Raw genomic sequence first — 15,303 nt, forward strand, 5'->3', positions numbered from 1 at the left:
GTGAGTCTGCAGAAAATAAAAGACGAGATTCTAAAGACGCTGAAGGTTCCGGTATTTCCAAATCAATCATTTGATGTTACAGCGTTTGGGGCTGACGGAAGCGGAAAAAAGGATGCGACGGGAGCGATACAGAAGGCGATTGATCAAGCCCACCAAGCCGGCGGCGGAAGAGTAGCAGTTCCTGAGGGCGTGTTTCTTTCCGGTGCACTCAGACTGAAAAGCAATGTGGAGCTTCATCTTGCACAAGGAGCGGTGATCAAATTCAGTCAGAACCCGGAAGATTATCTTCCCGTTGTGCTGACGAGGTTCGAAGGCGTCGAGCTTTATAATTATTCACCGCTCATCTACGCTTACGAAGCCGAAAATATTGCGATAACCGGAAAGGGCACACTTGACGGTCAAGGAGATGACGAGCATTGGTGGCCGTGGAAAAGGGGAACGAACGGCCAGCCAAAGACCGGAATGCTTTGTTTGAAATGGCTGAGCACGGTGTTCCGGTCACTGAGCGGCAGTTTGGAAAAGGGCATTATTTGCGGCCGAACTTCATTCAGCCGTATCGCTGCAAAGATATTTTGATTCAAGGTGTCACCGTGCTGAATTCGCCGATGTGGCAAGTTCATCCCGTGCTTTGCGAGAATGTGACAGTGGACGGCATCAAGGTCATCGGACACGGTCCGAATACCGACGGAGTCAACCCGGAATCGTGCAAAAACGTGGTGATCAAGGGCTGCCATTTTGATAATGGAGACGACTGCATTGCCGTCAAATCGGGAAGAAACGCTGACGGCCGAAGGATCAACATGCCATCGGAGAACATTGTCATCGAACATAACGAAATGAAAGACGGGCATGGAGGGGTCACGATCGGAAGCGAAATTTCCGGCGGCGTGAAGAATGTCATCGCCGAGGGAAACCTCATGGACAGCCCGAACTTGGACAGAGCCCTCCGCATTAAAACGAATTCGGTGCGCGGCGGCGTTCTTGAAAACATCTACTTTCACAAAAATACAGTCAAAAGCTTGAAGCGCGAAGTGATCGCCATCGATATGGAATATGAAGAAGGGGACGCCGGAGATTTCAAGCCCGTCGTCCGCAACATTGATGTTAAGCAGCTGAAAAGCATGGGCGGACAATACGGGATCAGGGTGCTGGCGTACGATCATTCTCCAGTCACCGGTCTGAAAGTGGCTGATTCCGAGATCGACGGCGTCGATATTCCGATGGAACTGAAACATGTGAAAGACCCTGTTTTTTCGAATCTGTATATTAATGGAAAACGCTATGATTCACACGAAGTCTAAACAGAAATCCTCTGCAGACATGCAGAGGATCTTTCTTTTAACGCGGCGGCGCTTCAGCAGTTTCGTTTTTGACCGAGGAAATTAGCAGTTCCATAAACACCCGGCTTGCAGCGCACATATGCTTGTTTTTACGGTAAACGATGCTGATCTCCGTCGTCAAATCCGGCATTTGAATCGGAATCGTCTGAATGGATTTATTTCCAATATCATCAAGATAGCCTTTCGGCAAAATGGTGGCGCCAATGCCTTTACCAACCATGTTCATGATCGATTCCATCGTTGTCATTTCCATGACCGGCCGAGGCTCGAATCCAAACGTGCGGCACTTTTCGTTGATCAGCTGCCGCAAAAAATACGTCTGAGGCAGCAAAATAGATGGAATCTCCCTTAACACGTCAAGCGTGACAAACTGCCGTTTTGCAACCGGATTGTCGACAGGCACTGCGAGGGCGAGCTGCTGGGTCAGGAATGGAACGGTTTCCAGGTCACTGTGTTCCACCCGCTGGGCTACAATGCCCAAGTCGAGCTCATTTTGCAGCAGCCGGTCGTAAATATCCCCGGTTCTCAGCCCTAAAACAGACAATTCAATATTGGGGTAGCTGCGGTGAAATTCGATCACGGTCCGGGGAAGCAAATAATTAACCACGGTCAAAAGCGCTCCGATTTTTAGCGTCCCCCTCTTTAAACCTTGGAGCTCGCTGATCGCGTCTTGCGCCTGTGACAGTTCATGAAAGATATTGTAACAGTGCTGGAGCAGGATCTTTCCCGCTTCCGTTATCACGGTGCGTTTGCCTGAACGGTTAAACAAAGGCGTTCCGATTTCGTGTTCAAGCAACCGGATTTGCTGGCTCAGCGAGGGCTGAGCGATATTCAGTTTTTCGGCGGCACGGGTAAAATGAAGCTCCCGGCACAATGCCATGAAGTATTCCAATTGCTTTAGCTCCAATGCTCTTCCTCCTCTCCATCATAAAAAACAGACGAATTTCAATGATAGGTTTAACCTATTGTTTTTATAATAACGATTGAATAGTTTTATGGTAAGAGGTCGATTATACTTAAATCTCAAAAGGGATGGGCAGCGCTGCTGTTCGGCCGTTGCCGTCTGCAAGACATTTGAATGTAAGAGGTGATATGAATGGAATATGCCGATATCCTTTCGATCAATGTGGGGAAGCCAGAGGCAATTCAGTTTCAAAATAAAGCTGTGTCTACCGGAATATACAAGAAGCCGGCAAGCGGCCCTATCTTCCTGTCATCTACTAATTTCGCGGGGGACGGACAGGGGGATCTCGTTCATCATGGTGGCGCGGAAAAAGCAGTGTGTGTCTATCCGTATGAACATTATCTCTTTTGGGAAAAGGAACTGCAAAGAAAGCTGGAATACGGAGCATTTGGCGAAAATTTAACGATCAAGGGTCTGCTGGAGGATGACGTTCATATCGGCGACATCTTTCAGCTGGGTGAAGCTGTTGTACAGGTGAGCCAGCCGAGGCAGCCTTGCTATAAACTAACCGTAAGGTACGGTGTGCCCGACATGATACTGAAGGTACAGGACACCGGATTTACGGGTTTTTATTTTCGCGTGCTGAAAGAAGGGTTCGTCTGTAAGGATCGTGGTCTGAAACGAATCTCACGCCACCCTAAAGGCATCACGATTTCTTACGCAAATCGCATCAAGCATCATGAAAAGAACAATATTGAGGGGATCAAAGGTGGAGGAACTGTCGGCAAATTGGCGGGCATCATCTTTAAAACGGCTGAACGGTTTTGAGCCGGATGACCGCGAAAGGCTGACTGGAGGTCTGAAGCAGAGACCTTAATCCAAAAGGAAAAAAATCCTCTGCCGATCGGCAGAGGATACCTGTTAAATGGAGCGGATTATTCCGCCTTCCACTCTTTGAGCGGAACCGTTGATGGCCGCAGCTTTTTCGGAAGCGAGATAGACGATCGTACTCGCCACTTCTTCCGGTTTTGCATAGCGCTGAATCAAAGAAGTCGGCTCATTCACTTTGAAATAGTCTTTGACAAAAGTGTCTAAATCGGTTTTCTCCTGAGCGGCGGCTCCCTCCATATAATTGGCGACGCCTTCCGTCCATGTAGGTCCGGGAAGGACGGAGTTGACCGTCACATTTGTCCCTTTCGTCATTTCGGCCAAACCTCTTGATAAACTGATCAGAGCAGTTTTCGTCACCGAATAAGGGATCATCTGCGGAAGCGGTTTGATGCCGGCTTCGCTTGCCAAATTGAGAATCCTTCCCTTATTCCGCTTCAGCATGGCCGGCAGAAACGCGCGGCAAAGCCTGACTGCGCTTAAAACGTTTACTTCAAAATAGTTGAGCCACTCTTCGTCTGTCACCTCTGTGAAATCCTTCACTTCAAAGAAGCCCATATTATTGACGAGGACATCAAGCTCCCCGATTTTAGCGGTTTTTTCGACCAATGCCATGCTTTCGTCAGGATCGGATAAATCAGCGGCAATGCCGTGAACGTTTCCGTGCCGGGAAAGTTCCTCAACGACTGACTGGACTTTTTCTTCTGTCCGTCCGTTCACGATAACTTCGGCCCCTTCCGCCAAAAAGGCTTCCGCCGTTGCTTTTCCAATACCTGCAGTAGAACCTGTCACGAGTACGAGTTTGTCTTTCAGCTGTAAATCCATATGCCATCAATCCTTGTTTTAAGAGTTAAGATGAAAAAAACATCTAATGAACAGTATATCGCAGCTGGATACCTCGGTCGAAAATCGTGCTTGACGTTTTATTGTTCCTTGTCTTTTAAAATCTTATGAATATCTTCCATCGGACGGAGCCAATTCTTTTTCATCACTTCAGCCGCCAATTTCGAATCGTTTTTTTCAAAAGCGGCGATGATTTCCCAGTGCTCGGCGGCGGATTGCAGTTTCGGAGCAGACGGCCGATTGAAAAACACATACTTCATCCGTCTGACATGAAGCTGCAGAACGGCGGAAAACTGAAGGACATACGGGTTTTTAGCCGCTTCTGTAATCAAATGGTGGAACTGTTCGTCCAGTTCGGCTGCATCGTGGTTCCGCTCCTCTTTAAAAGCGGCTTCATATTGAGCCGCGAGTTTTTTGAGCTCGGCGATTTCTTCTTCAGTCAAAAGCGGCGCGGCCAGTTCTGCCGCCAGAGCCTGAAGATGTGCGAGCGGGGGATAGACGGCCAGCGCATCATCGGGATGAATGAGCGTGATCTTTGTTTCTTTTCCCGGCTTCATTTCCACAAAACCTTGAGATTCCAGAAGCTGGAGCGCTTCTCTGACCGGTGTGCGGCTGACGCCGAGCGCTTCGGCCAGATCGACGTCCGTGACTTTTTCACCGGGTTCAAGAGTTCCGTCAACAATCCAGCGCTGCAATTGATGAAACGCTTTTTCCTTTGCTGAAAGTCTGACCTGCGGCGTATAGTTTTTCGGTATCGGCATAAAACCACCCTTTCTCTATATGCAATATATCGTAAATGATTTAGTAAAAACAACGTTTTTTCAGTTGAAAATCTCCTTTTCAGAATCTCATATACAGACCTGTGTCGATTATAGTATAATAATTCCGAAATTAGGACACGAATGAGTCAGAAAGGCGCTGCCCGGAAGCAGCTTAAGAGGGGAGCCGGCGAGAGCCTCCCGCGAGCAGTTCGGCGGGCCGGGAGCGATCAACCGAAAGCCGGAATAACCGCCTGGATGATGACCGCGGATCTGCGAAGACAGATGCGGTATAAGCGATGTGCTCTTTTTTTGTACGATCCTGGTTTGCTGCATCTTTACTGAGTAGAGATGTTTTTATTTTATCCCGAGGAGGAAGCAGAATGAAGAAGTTAGGGCTTTTATTGCTGTCACTGCTGTTGGCCGCCGGCGTTCTTAGCGGCTGCGGTCAAGCGCAAAAACCGGCAGAACAGCAAAAACAGGAGAAGGCGGCTGAAGCGTTTCCGGTCACCATAAAAGATGCTTCAGGACAAGAGGTCAAAATTGAAAAAGAACCGAAGAAAATCGTCTCTCTGATGCCGAGCAATACCGAAATTACATACGCCCTCGGCCTGGGGAAGAAAGTCGTCGGCGTGACGGATTTTGATACATATCCAAAAGAAGTGAAAAACGTTGAAAAAATCGGGGGCATGGAATTCAACACAGAAAAAATCATTTCGTTAAATCCCGACTTGGTCTTGGCCCACGCTTCCGGCATGCAGAGTGCCAAAGAAGGGCTGAAGCAGCTGGAGGATGCAGGAATTACGGTGGTGACCGTGAATGATGCGGCCTCTTTTAAAGAGACGTACCGGTCCATCGAAATGATCGGAAAAGCTGCCGGCGCAGAGGATCGAGCGGCAAGCCTGATCAAAGGCATGAAATCTGACCTGGCTGACATAAAAGAAAAAGCCGCCGGCATATCTAAAGACGATCAAAAGAAAGTATTTGTCGAAGTGTCCCCGGCTCCGGACATTTATACGACCGGAAAAGGCACCTTTATGGATGAAATGCTTGAAGCGATCCATGCGGAAAATGCCGCTTCCGCGCAGAAAGGCTGGACCAAAATAACGGAAGAAGCGATCGTCAAGCTGAATCCTGATGCGATCGTGACGACAAACGGTGAATCCGCTGTCAGCGACATTAAAAAACGAAGCGGCTGGAGCGGTGTAAAAGCCGTCAAAAATAACGAAGTATACGACGTGGACCCAGACCTCGTGACCCGTCCGGGACCGCGATTGATCAAAGGGGTCGAAGAGCTTGCTGAACATATTTACCCTGACGTTTTTAAGAAATAACCGCTTCGCGGCATATGCCTTCAGTCTGATGTTTCTGTCGGCATCTGTTCTTATGGGAATCTCTATCGGATCTTTGGAGATTCCCATTCCTTCTATTATCAAGGTTTTTTTGGACGAATGGTTTGGCATTCAAGGGTTGAATCCCGATCCGACAGAGGCGAGCATCATCATGAAAATCAGACTGCCGAGGGTGGTGCTGGCCGCTCTTGTCGGCGCGGGGCTTGCTGCTGCGGGAGCCGGGTTTCAGGGGCTCTTGAAAAACCCGCTCGCAGATCCGTATACGCTCGGCATTTCGTCAGGCGCGGCCGTCGGTGCAGTGGTCACGCTGTTTTTTGGGATTCAGCTGCCGGTGATCGGAAGTTTTACACTGCCGTTTTTAAGCGTTGCCGCGGCCGTTGTCGTGATTTTTTTAGTTTTGTTCTTTGCGCGGCTCGTACACCCTTCATTGACCCTGTCTGCTTTGATTTTGACAGGAATTATCTTCAGTTCTTTTTTGGGGGCGCTTATTTCTCTCATGATCGCATTGACCGGCGATGATTTAAAACCGATCGTCCACTGGCTGCTCGGCAGCGTATCGATGAGAGGCTGGGGCTATGTCGCGCTGTTTCTGCCTTTTTTTTCTGCGGGTGCTGCCGCGCTTTTGATCAGCGGGAGAGAACTGAATGTGATGACTTATGGCGAGGAAAAAGCGAGGCTCCTCGGTGTGAATGTGAAGCGAAGTAAGTATGTCGTTCTGTTGGCGGGAGCTATTTTAACTGGCAGTGCGGTTGCTGTGTCTGGAACCATTGGCTTTGTCGGCCTCGTCATTCCGCATTTTATCCGGCTTTTCTCTATTACGGATCACCGCCATCTTCTGCCGCTCTCGATGCTGAACGGCGCTTCGTTCCTTGTGCTGTCAGACCTTTTGTCGAGAACCATCATTGAGCCGTCCGAACTGCCGATCGGCATTATTACCGCACTGATAGGAGCGCCTGTTTTTGGGTTTATTTTGATTCGGCGCTACCGGGGAGGGCGAATTCATGATTGATGTCATCCGTGTGTCCGGCGGTTACGGAAAAACGGATGTCTTACAGGACATCAGCTTTGCTGTAAAGCCGGGTGAGTTTTTAGGAATTCTTGGTCCGAACGGCAGCGGAAAAACGACTTTGCTGAACATGTTGTCGGGAACAATCGCGCCTCGAAGCGGCGAGGTGCTGCTTGAATGCCGTTCAGTCGGGGCGTACCAAACGAAGGAGCTCGCTCGCAAAATGGCGGTCCTTCCTCAAAAAACGGAGCAGGCCTTTTCCTTTACGGTGGAGGAAACGGTACAGTTTGGCCGCTACGCGTATCAATCAGGCCTTTTTCGGCAGCTGACAGCGGAAGACCATGATATCGTGAAGAGGGTGATGAAGCAGACAGACACGCTTCGTTTCGCTCAAAAATCCATTCATGAGCTGAGCGGCGGAGAGCAGCAGCGGGTGTATTTAGCGCAGGCACTTGCCCAGGAACCCGAATATTTGCTGCTTGATGAACCGACGAGTTTTCTCGATTTGTCATTTCAAAAGAGTCTGCTTGATTTAATGAAACAAGAAACGGCTGCATCCAAACTCGCAGTGGTCGGGGTGTTTCATGATGTGAATATTGCGAGTTTATACTGTGACCGCCTGTTGTTGTTGAAAGATGGAAAAGCGGAAGTTCTTGACCGCCCGGAAGCTGCCCTTTCTGCCGAGGGTATCGGAAGAGTGTATGATACGGGCATCACAGCGCTGGACCATCCTCAGCGTGCAAATCCGCAGTTTACGATCAAGGCGAAAACCATCCCGGAGAAAACCGAGCCCCTCTTTTTAAAAGAGCAAATTGAACAATATTTGCCGCATGGCATCGCATTTTCGGCAGACCGCCCGCTGCGTCTTCTGTCCTCTGAAGCAGGCTTTGCGTGGAGACGAAAGCTTGTCTTCGCAAGCGGAAACAACTCTGGATGGCCGCATGACCTGTCAGCCTATGAACAGGAAACGCTGTTTATCCAACATGATGCTGAATTGGCTGACTGTCATATTGTGTCGGAAAACGGTGATCTTTGCATCGTCGGTATGAAAGATACGGCGGGGCGTTTGATCATGTGGGTGCTAGTTGACGGCTGTTTGCAAGATGGTCAATTTGTGACGGCGATAAGCGCTGCAGCAAATGCCGCAGCCCAGCACCATGTTCCGTGCAGCGATGTGCTTGTAGCTGCCACTCAATCCGGCCGGTCAGCGGATCAAACCGCCTTTTTTACAGAAATTCAAAATAAAACAGCGGCTTGTGTGAAAGCTTTAAAAGGTTAATTTGACCTGCTTTGGTCACGCTCCCCTAAGATAGACAGTTGAAATAAAAAATTCTGTTTCTCTAAGCAGCCGTTACAAACGGAGTATACTAATAGGTACAAGTAATAAAGAGGGGAGAAGGAAATGAAACTATACACAAAAACAGGCGATCAGGGAAAAACGAGTTTAATTGGCGGAAAGGCTGATAAAGATCATCTTAGAGTGGAAGCGTACGGCACATTGGATGAAGCAAACAGTTTCATCGGGCTGGCCCAGTCTTATTTAAAAGCGGAAGAAGCGCTGTTTCGAGATGTTCTGTCAGAGTTGACCGCCATCCAGCATGAGCTGTTCGACTGCGGCACTGATTTGGCGCATGTCAATGTTCAGGAAGAAGGCAAGCTCAAGGCTGAATCGATCACGATTCTTGAAAAACGAATTGATGCCTATGTCGAGGAAGCGCCGCGGCTGACCAAGTTTATTCTTCCGGGCGGAACAGAACCGGCATCATTTTTGCATGCGGCGAGAACGGTCATCAGAAGAGCTGAACGAAAGATTGTCGCTTTGGCCAAAGAAGAAGACATTCCGCCGCTTGCGCTGCCATACGTCAACCGGCTGTCCGATTATTTATTTGCGGCGGCGCGCATTGTCAACCACCGGCTCGGGGAAGTGGATGTCGAATATGAACGAAGCGCTGATGTATTCCGGACAAAGAAAAAATCATGATTGAGCCATCCACCAATCGTGATCGAACAGAAAAGGGGCCGATTGATCAAATCAAGCCGTTTTCCGGCAGGGGAAAACGGCTTTTTGTCGTAAATTTTAAGTAAGCGTTTTCAAAGAGAGGGAGTGTTCAAGTGGTCAATCGGGAGGCAGCTGCTATACGGCTGACGGTTTCGAAGGATGGAGACGGCGAATTTCAAACCGTTCAAGAGGCGATCGATGCTTTGCCTGAGTACAGTCGGGAACAGAAAGTGATATTCATCAAAAAAGGAGTTTACAAAGAAGTCGTTCATATTCCGGCTACAAAGCCGTTTGTGAAGCTGATCGGCGAAAATCGTTACGAGACTGTGATTACGTATGACAACTATGCCGGAAAAGAAAAGGAAGGAGGAGGGAAATACGGCACGACCGGAAGTTCAAGCGTGTTTATTTATGCGGATCATGTTGAAGCCGAAAATTTGACGTTTGAAAACTCGTTCGACCGCACGAAAGTCGACACGACCGATACGCAAGCGGTGGCGGTTTATGCGAAAGGAAACAGGATGACGTTCAAATATGTCAGGTTTATAGGCAGACAAGATACACTGTTTGTCAATGACGGTACACAATATTTTTATCAATGCTATATAGAAGGCGATGTCGATTTCATTTTCGGAGGAGCAAGAGCTGTGTTTGAAGAGTGCCAGATCCATAGCGCTGACCGCGGGTCCGCTACAAACAACGGTTATGTGACAGCTGCGAGCACGCATATCGCAAAGCCGTTCGGTTTATTGATAACAAACTGCAGAGTGACAAGCGATGCCGCAGATGGAACGGTATACCTCGGGCGCCCATGGCATCCGGGAGGAGACCCCGACGCCATCGCCAGTGTGCTATATCACCGCTGCGATTTAGGCGCACACATCAAGCCTGAAGGATGGACGGATATGTCGGGCTTTTCTGCGGCCGATGCCAGATTGTACGAATACGGGAATACGGGTCCGGGTGCGATTTCGCATGAGGCCCGAAGGCAGCTTGCCGATCATGAGGCTGAGAAATGGACAATTGAAAACGTATTGGACGGCTGGAATCCTAAAGTTGAATCATAGCAAGGCAACCTGCAGAAAGACCGCTCTCTCGCTGAGATGAGCGGTCTTTTTATGCGAGCGGGTCCGATGTGCCATACGACCCTGGTCGTACGGCAAAATCAATCTGTGACTCGTTTTGTCGAAGCCTGAAATTGACTATAGTAAAGACATGAACGAGAAAGGAGGAGCAAATATGAATATAAATGGGAAGTCCATCATCGGCTTTTTTCTAATCCTTTTTGGCGTCTCCCTGTTCTTCGGCGGAGGCCATTTCGGCGGATTGGTTACAGGTGCTATTGGAGCATTGCTTCTATTCTATTCCGTGAAAAAATGGAAGGAAGGACGCCAGTTTGCCGCGGTACTGGCCGCGATCTTCGGCATCATGTTTTTGGGAGGGTCATTGCCGTTTCTGATCGGCATCGCGGTTGCTGCAGCCATGGTTTATTTCGGATGGAAAATGATGAAGCAAGATGACAAACAGGATGACATCCTTTATTCAGAGAAAACGGAGCCTTCCGCAGCTTCATATGACACAGGCTTTGATGCAGAGTGGGAAGACTTTTTGAAAAAGAATAAATAATATTTTAGGAGGACGAGATCATGGCTTTAAAAAGAATCAGAGACATGTTTGTCGCATCAGTAAATGAAGGATTGGATAAACTGGAGAACCCACGGGTGATGCTGAATCAATACGTACGCGACATGGAAAGCGATATCGCCAAGGCGAAGCATACCATCGTCAAGCAGCAGACAATTGAACATAGTTTTAAAGGAAAAGTGGAAGAAGCCGAAAAGCTTGCTGTCAAGCGAAGAAACCAGGCTCAGCTCGCTTTTGATGCGGGTGAAGAAGAACTTGCTAAAAAGGCGCTCTCAGAAATGAAGTATTTTGAAGAAAAAGCTGCTGAATACAAGGACGCTCACCAGCACGCGAAAAAGCAGCTTGCTGAATTAAAGGAACAGCTGGAGACACTTGAGGTTAAACTGCGCGATATCAAAGACCGCAAGCATGCGCTGATCGCCAGGGCAAACGCGGTGAAAGCGAAAGAACATATGAATGCATCATTTAATAAAATCGACAGCGAAAGCGCCTACCGGGAATTTATGAGAATGGAAAACCGGATTGAAGAGATGGAAACAAGGGTGAACAGCTATGCTGAATTATCAGCTTCATCAAGCAGCCCATTCGGCCGCCTTGAATATGCAAAAGAAGTGGAAGAAGAGCTGGAAAAAATGAGGGCTAAAAAGACAGGCTTGGAAAAGCAGACACCTGCGGGAAATGCATAAACGAATAGGGGCTCTCACAGCCCCTTATGCAATTTTTGATTTCTTTCAAAGACCATTTTCCTTATAATAAGGAGCATACACTTACTAGCCGAAAGGGTTTTCTAAATGAAAAAAACGGTTGGAAAACTGCTGATCATCGCCGGCATTCTCATCCTTGCAGGCATGATGTTTAATGGGCGTGAAGGCTTTTCTTTCTTCGGCTTCGATGAAGAGTCAGCCCGCACATATCATGCACAGGCGGAAGACATCGATAAAATTGACATTGATGCAAAGAGTATAACAGTCAACATTCAAGCTGAAAACCGCGATGATATAAAAGCCGAGATTTCAGGAAAAAACGTCCGGCTTGATTCGTCCGAACAGGGGCGTACTCTTCAGCTTTCCGCTCATTCGAAAGGCTTTTGGCCGTTTTTCTGGAAGAAAAATGAGCTGATTGTCAAGATCCCTTCTGAATATAAAGATGATCTGTCGATTTCTTCTGGAAGCGGAAATGTCAAACTGTCCGGCGGCGGTCTGCATTTGCGAAATGTAGCCTTAAAGTCGGGAAGCGGCAGCCTCAAGGCCGATGACCTTCAGGCGGAAGACCTTTCTGTAAAAGGGACGTCAGGATCGGTCAGGCTGGAAAACGTTCAAACGGCAGCTGCTGATATCCGCTCCACATCCGGTAATACAAAACTTGAAAATGTCACCGGCAAACTCAGCATCAAACAGACTTCGGGCAATTTGCGCGCTTCCTTTACAGAGATCAACGATTCTCTGAGCATCAAACAGACATCCGGAAACACCAAGCTCAGCCTGCCCGATGATGCCGACATCAGGCTTGAAGCCGAGTCGACAAGCGGAAACATCAGTCATTCCTATTCATTTGACCAAGTCGCCAATGAGAAGCGGACGCTGACTGGAAAAAAAGGAAATGGAAAAAATAAAATCGACATCTCAATTACGAGCGGGAATGTCTCAATTGAGTAATCGACAAGAAGAAAGGGGGCTCGAGTCAGCATGCGTCTTACAAAAAACCAGCTGATCGGACTGATCATCGTACTCTTCGGAATCAGCATATTTTTGCAAAACAGCGGGCTTGGAGACGCGTTATTCTGGCCGCTCGCTTTTCTTTTTGCCGGGTATTTTCTCCACAAATATTCCCGCCGCTGGCTCGGGTCTGTCATGTATATTTTTGCAGGCTTTCTGCTGCTGAAAGACATCTTCAGCATTACATTCAGCCTGTTCGGCTTCTTCTTTGCCGCTTTCTTAATTTATGCGGGATACCGGCTGGTGACAAACCAGCCGGTATTTGACCGCCATAAGCCGAAAGGCAGGGAGAAGGAAAAGACGGATTCCAAGCCGCTTCAGGAGAAGAACAGCCCGGGACAGCGCAGCTTCTTTTTCGGTGATGTAAAATTGATGAAAACACCTTTTGACTTAAATGAATTGAATATCTCCGGGTTTATCGGTGACGTGAAAATCGATTTGTCAAAAGCGATTATTTCAGAGGGAGAAAACACCATCGTCATCACGGGGTTGATCGGAGATGTCGATATTTACATCCCGTCCGACCTTGAAGTGTCCATCAGCTCCTCTGCGTTCATTGGAGACATTGACGTTATCGGCGGCCGAAAAAGCGGCATCGGCAATCAAATCTATACCGAGACAGAGAATTACGAGCAGTCGGCACGACGGGTCAAAATTTCGATTTCGCTGTTTATCGGCGATGTGGATGTGCGGTTCATATGAGAACGAACAGGCTTGCAAACATTCAATGGCGCGCCGTCCGCTTATCCCTTGGTGTCAGCTTTACGATTTTTCTTGCTGTATTGGGCTTTATGCTGTTTTATTACCAGCTGGATCCGAGGGTGCTCATCGTTTCCAGGTGGTTCGGGATTCCGTTTATCGCACTTCTCGCATTGATCAGCACAGCTGTCGGGTTCGGCTCAGGCTATATGTTCGGCAATCAGCTGAAAAAACGGCTTGAAAAGCTGATCGAGTCTATTCTAAAGTACGAAAACGGCAACTTTGCCTACCGGATTCCATCGCTTGGAGACGATGAGATCGGGCTGGCCGCCGACCAGCTCAATGAGATGGCCGAACGGATCGAAAGACAGGTTGCCTCTTTGCAAAAGCTGTCCAATGAGAGAGCGGAATGGCAGGATCAAATGAAAAAATCGGTGATCTCCGAAGAGCGGCAGCGTCTCGCGCGCGAATTGCATGATGCGGTGAGCCAGCAGCTGTTTGCGATTTCCATGATGACTTCAGCTGTTTTGGAGGGAATCGATGCTGCGGCTGATGAAAAGCTCGCTCAAAGGCTGAAAATGGTCGAAAAAATGGCGGCCGATGCCCAGAATGAAATGAGGGCGCTGCTTTTGCATTTACGACCTGTTACCCTTGAAGGGAAAGGTCTACAAGAAGGGCTTGCAGACCTTTTGAAAGAATTTAAAGCGAAACAGTCGATCGACATCGATTGGGAGATTGAGGATGCGGGCAAACTTCCGAAAGGTGTGGAAGACCACCTGTTCAGGATCGTTCAAGAAGCGCTCTCAAACGTGTTCCGGCATTCAAAAGCGACAAAAGTCACCGTCAGACTGCTGCTCAGGAACAAACAGCTCCAGTTGAAAGTCATTGACAATGGCGAAGGATTTAAGATGGATGCCGTCAAAACATCTTCGTACGGGCTGAACTCGATCAAGGAAAGAGCCAGCGAAGTCGGCGGAGTGGCAGAAATCATTTCATTTACGGGAAAAGGAACACAGGTTGATGTAAAGGTTCCGATTTTTGAACAACAAAAAGGAGAGGCTTAAAAGGTGATTCGAGTATTGTTAATTGATGATCATGAAATGGTGAGAATGGGGCTGGCCGCTTTCCTGGAATCCCAGCCTGATATTGAAGTGATTGGGGAGGCATCAGACGGAAAGCGCGGCGTTGAATTGGCGCTTGAAACCAAACCCGACGTGATTTTGATGGATCTTGTGATGGAAGGGATGGACGGAATTGAGGCCACGAAACAAATATGCCGGCAGCTTGCCGATCCGAAAATCATCGTTCTGACGAGCTTCGTTGATGATGACAAGGTCTATCCGGTCATCGAAGCCGGAGCGCTCAGCTATTTGCTGAAAACGTCGAAAGCGAGTGAAATCGCCGATGCGATCAGGGCTGCGAGCGTCGGAGAACCAAAGCTTGAAGCCAAAGTCGCAGGAAAAGTGTTGTCCAAGCTGAGACATTCAGCCGGCGAACAGCCCCTTCATCAATCGCTGACAGCAAGAGAATTGGAAATCCTCAAACTTGTAGCAGAGGGCAAGACAAACAAAGGTATTGCCGAAGAATTATATATCACCATTAAAACAGTTAAAACGCATGTGACGAACATCCTTTCCAAGCTTGAAGTCGACGACCGGACACAAGCCGCAATCTACGCCCACCGAAACAAACTTGTCGACTGATCAAACAAAAAACAGCTTTCTCAAGAAAGCCGTTTTTCAGCCGTTCCAATATTTTCGATCCTCGGCTGCAGGAAGAGTGAATGAATCTGTTTCAACCGTGCGGGCGGTAAGTTGGGCGGCCTCGTTTTCTTCGCGTGCATGTTCGCCCGCTGTACCGTTTTGGCAAATGATGTCGAGCCGCTCGGCCACTATGGCATTGTGTTTCTCCTGCAAGTCGATCAACTTGCCGATGCCTAGCAAAATGAATCCGCCGATGAAGCAAAAAAACGGAGTGGTGAGGTATGTGCCGATCGTGAAGAAAAGCATCGACTGCGAATCCTCCATAAACGGATCATAGGCGACATCACTGATAATGAATCCGGACAGAATGACTGCCGCTGCAATCAAAAAAATGCCTGTCATGTGCAATATCCGCTTCAAGCTCATCACCCTTTCAAACACATTCTATCAGA

General features: G+C 48.4%; 15 protein-coding genes and 2 pseudogenes. 13 read left to right on the forward strand and 4 right to left on the reverse strand.

Annotated features, from left to right (window positions below):
- Positions 1-1,301 (forward strand): annotated as a pseudogene (locus ACVC9U_RS01475) (glycoside hydrolase family 28 protein).
- Between the two features lie 37 nt (positions 1,302-1,338).
- Here ACVC9U_RS01475 and ACVC9U_RS01480 read toward each other — a convergent pair.
- Complete coding sequence (locus tag ACVC9U_RS01480) at positions 1,339-2,247, reverse strand: LysR family transcriptional regulator (RefSeq protein WP_075751363.1); 909 nt, start codon at positions 2,245-2,247, stop codon at positions 1,339-1,341.
- Positions 2,248-2,436: 189 nt separating this feature from the next.
- Between ACVC9U_RS01480 and ACVC9U_RS01485 the strand changes: the two are divergent.
- Positions 2,437-3,121 (forward strand): annotated as a pseudogene (locus tag ACVC9U_RS01485) (MOSC domain-containing protein).
- A gap of 44 nt (positions 3,122-3,165) precedes the next feature.
- On the opposite strand, the gene ACVC9U_RS01490 reads toward ACVC9U_RS01485, so the two are convergent.
- Together ACVC9U_RS01490 and ACVC9U_RS01495 are read right to left on the reverse strand one after the other, a co-directional pair.
- On the reverse strand, positions 3,166-3,957 hold the full coding sequence (locus ACVC9U_RS01490) for an SDR family NAD(P)-dependent oxidoreductase (RefSeq protein ID WP_165428041.1): 792 nt from the start codon (positions 3,955-3,957) through the stop codon (positions 3,166-3,168).
- 98 nt (positions 3,958-4,055) lie between these two features.
- On the reverse strand, positions 4,056-4,736 hold the full coding sequence (locus ACVC9U_RS01495; RefSeq protein WP_441390060.1) for a GntR family transcriptional regulator: 681 nt from the start codon (positions 4,734-4,736) through the stop codon (positions 4,056-4,058).
- A 380-nt stretch (positions 4,737-5,116) separates the two neighbouring features.
- Here ACVC9U_RS01495 and ACVC9U_RS01500 point away from each other — a divergent pair, with 380 nt between their 5' ends.
- The 11 genes from ACVC9U_RS01500 to liaR all read left to right on the forward strand — a co-directional run bounded on the left by ACVC9U_RS01500 (position 5,117) and on the right by liaR (position 14,851).
- Positions 5,117-6,067 (forward strand): ABC transporter substrate-binding protein, encoded by a 951-nt coding sequence (locus ACVC9U_RS01500; protein WP_441390061.1) that lies wholly within the window; start codon positions 5,117-5,119, stop codon positions 6,065-6,067.
- The gene (locus tag ACVC9U_RS01505) at positions 6,030-7,094 is read left to right on the forward strand and encodes a FecCD family ABC transporter permease (RefSeq protein ID WP_441390062.1); all 1,065 of its coding nucleotides are present in this window, start codon (positions 6,030-6,032) and stop codon (positions 7,092-7,094) included. Before ACVC9U_RS01500 ends, ACVC9U_RS01505 begins: the two co-directional genes overlap by 38 nt.
- Complete coding sequence (locus tag ACVC9U_RS01510) at positions 7,087-8,370, forward strand: ABC transporter ATP-binding protein (protein ID WP_075751358.1); 1,284 nt, start codon at positions 7,087-7,089, stop codon at positions 8,368-8,370. The genes ACVC9U_RS01505 and ACVC9U_RS01510 overlap by 8 nt, the downstream gene beginning before the upstream one ends.
- Positions 8,371-8,493: 123 nt before the next feature.
- Entirely contained in the window at positions 8,494-9,072 is a 579-nt protein-coding gene (locus ACVC9U_RS01515; RefSeq protein ID WP_075751357.1) for a cob(I)yrinic acid a,c-diamide adenosyltransferase, read from the forward strand.
- A gap of 131 nt (positions 9,073-9,203) precedes the next feature.
- Entirely contained in the window at positions 9,204-10,157 is a 954-nt protein-coding gene (locus tag ACVC9U_RS01520; protein ID WP_003185134.1) for a pectinesterase family protein, read from the forward strand.
- 172 nt (positions 10,158-10,329) lie between these two features.
- Positions 10,330-10,716, forward strand: coding sequence for a protein liaI (locus ACVC9U_RS01525; RefSeq protein ID WP_003185133.1), 387 nt, complete (start codon positions 10,330-10,332; stop codon positions 10,714-10,716).
- A 20-nt stretch (positions 10,717-10,736) separates the two neighbouring features.
- Positions 10,737-11,420 (forward strand): stress responsive protein LiaH, encoded by a 684-nt coding sequence (gene liaH, locus ACVC9U_RS01530; protein ID WP_009329563.1) that lies wholly within the window; start codon positions 10,737-10,739, stop codon positions 11,418-11,420.
- A 105-nt stretch (positions 11,421-11,525) separates the two neighbouring features.
- The gene (liaG, locus tag ACVC9U_RS01535) at positions 11,526-12,389 is read left to right on the forward strand and encodes a LiaG family protein (RefSeq protein WP_025807519.1); all 864 of its coding nucleotides are present in this window, start codon (positions 11,526-11,528) and stop codon (positions 12,387-12,389) included.
- Between the two features lie 30 nt (positions 12,390-12,419).
- The gene (gene liaF / locus ACVC9U_RS01540; RefSeq protein ID WP_048350404.1) at positions 12,420-13,151 is read left to right on the forward strand and encodes a cell wall-active antibiotics response protein LiaF; all 732 of its coding nucleotides are present in this window, start codon (positions 12,420-12,422) and stop codon (positions 13,149-13,151) included.
- Positions 13,148-14,212, forward strand: a complete 1,065-nt coding sequence (gene liaS / locus ACVC9U_RS01545) for a two-component system sensor histidine kinase LiaS (protein ID WP_003185128.1) — start codon at positions 13,148-13,150, stop codon at positions 14,210-14,212. Before liaF ends, liaS begins: the two co-directional genes overlap by 4 nt.
- Before the next feature lie 3 nt (positions 14,213-14,215).
- Positions 14,216-14,851, forward strand: coding sequence for a two-component system response regulator LiaR (gene liaR / locus ACVC9U_RS01550; protein WP_003185124.1), 636 nt, complete (start codon positions 14,216-14,218; stop codon positions 14,849-14,851).
- Positions 14,852-14,887: 36 nt separating this feature from the next.
- Here the strand turns inward: liaR and ACVC9U_RS01555 are convergent, their stop codons facing one another.
- Complete coding sequence (locus tag ACVC9U_RS01555; protein WP_003185122.1) at positions 14,888-15,271, reverse strand: hypothetical protein; 384 nt, start codon at positions 15,269-15,271, stop codon at positions 14,888-14,890.
- Between the last annotated feature and the right edge of the window lie 32 nt (positions 15,272-15,303).

The sequence above is a fragment of the Bacillus sp. GM2 genome, assembly GCF_056155945.1.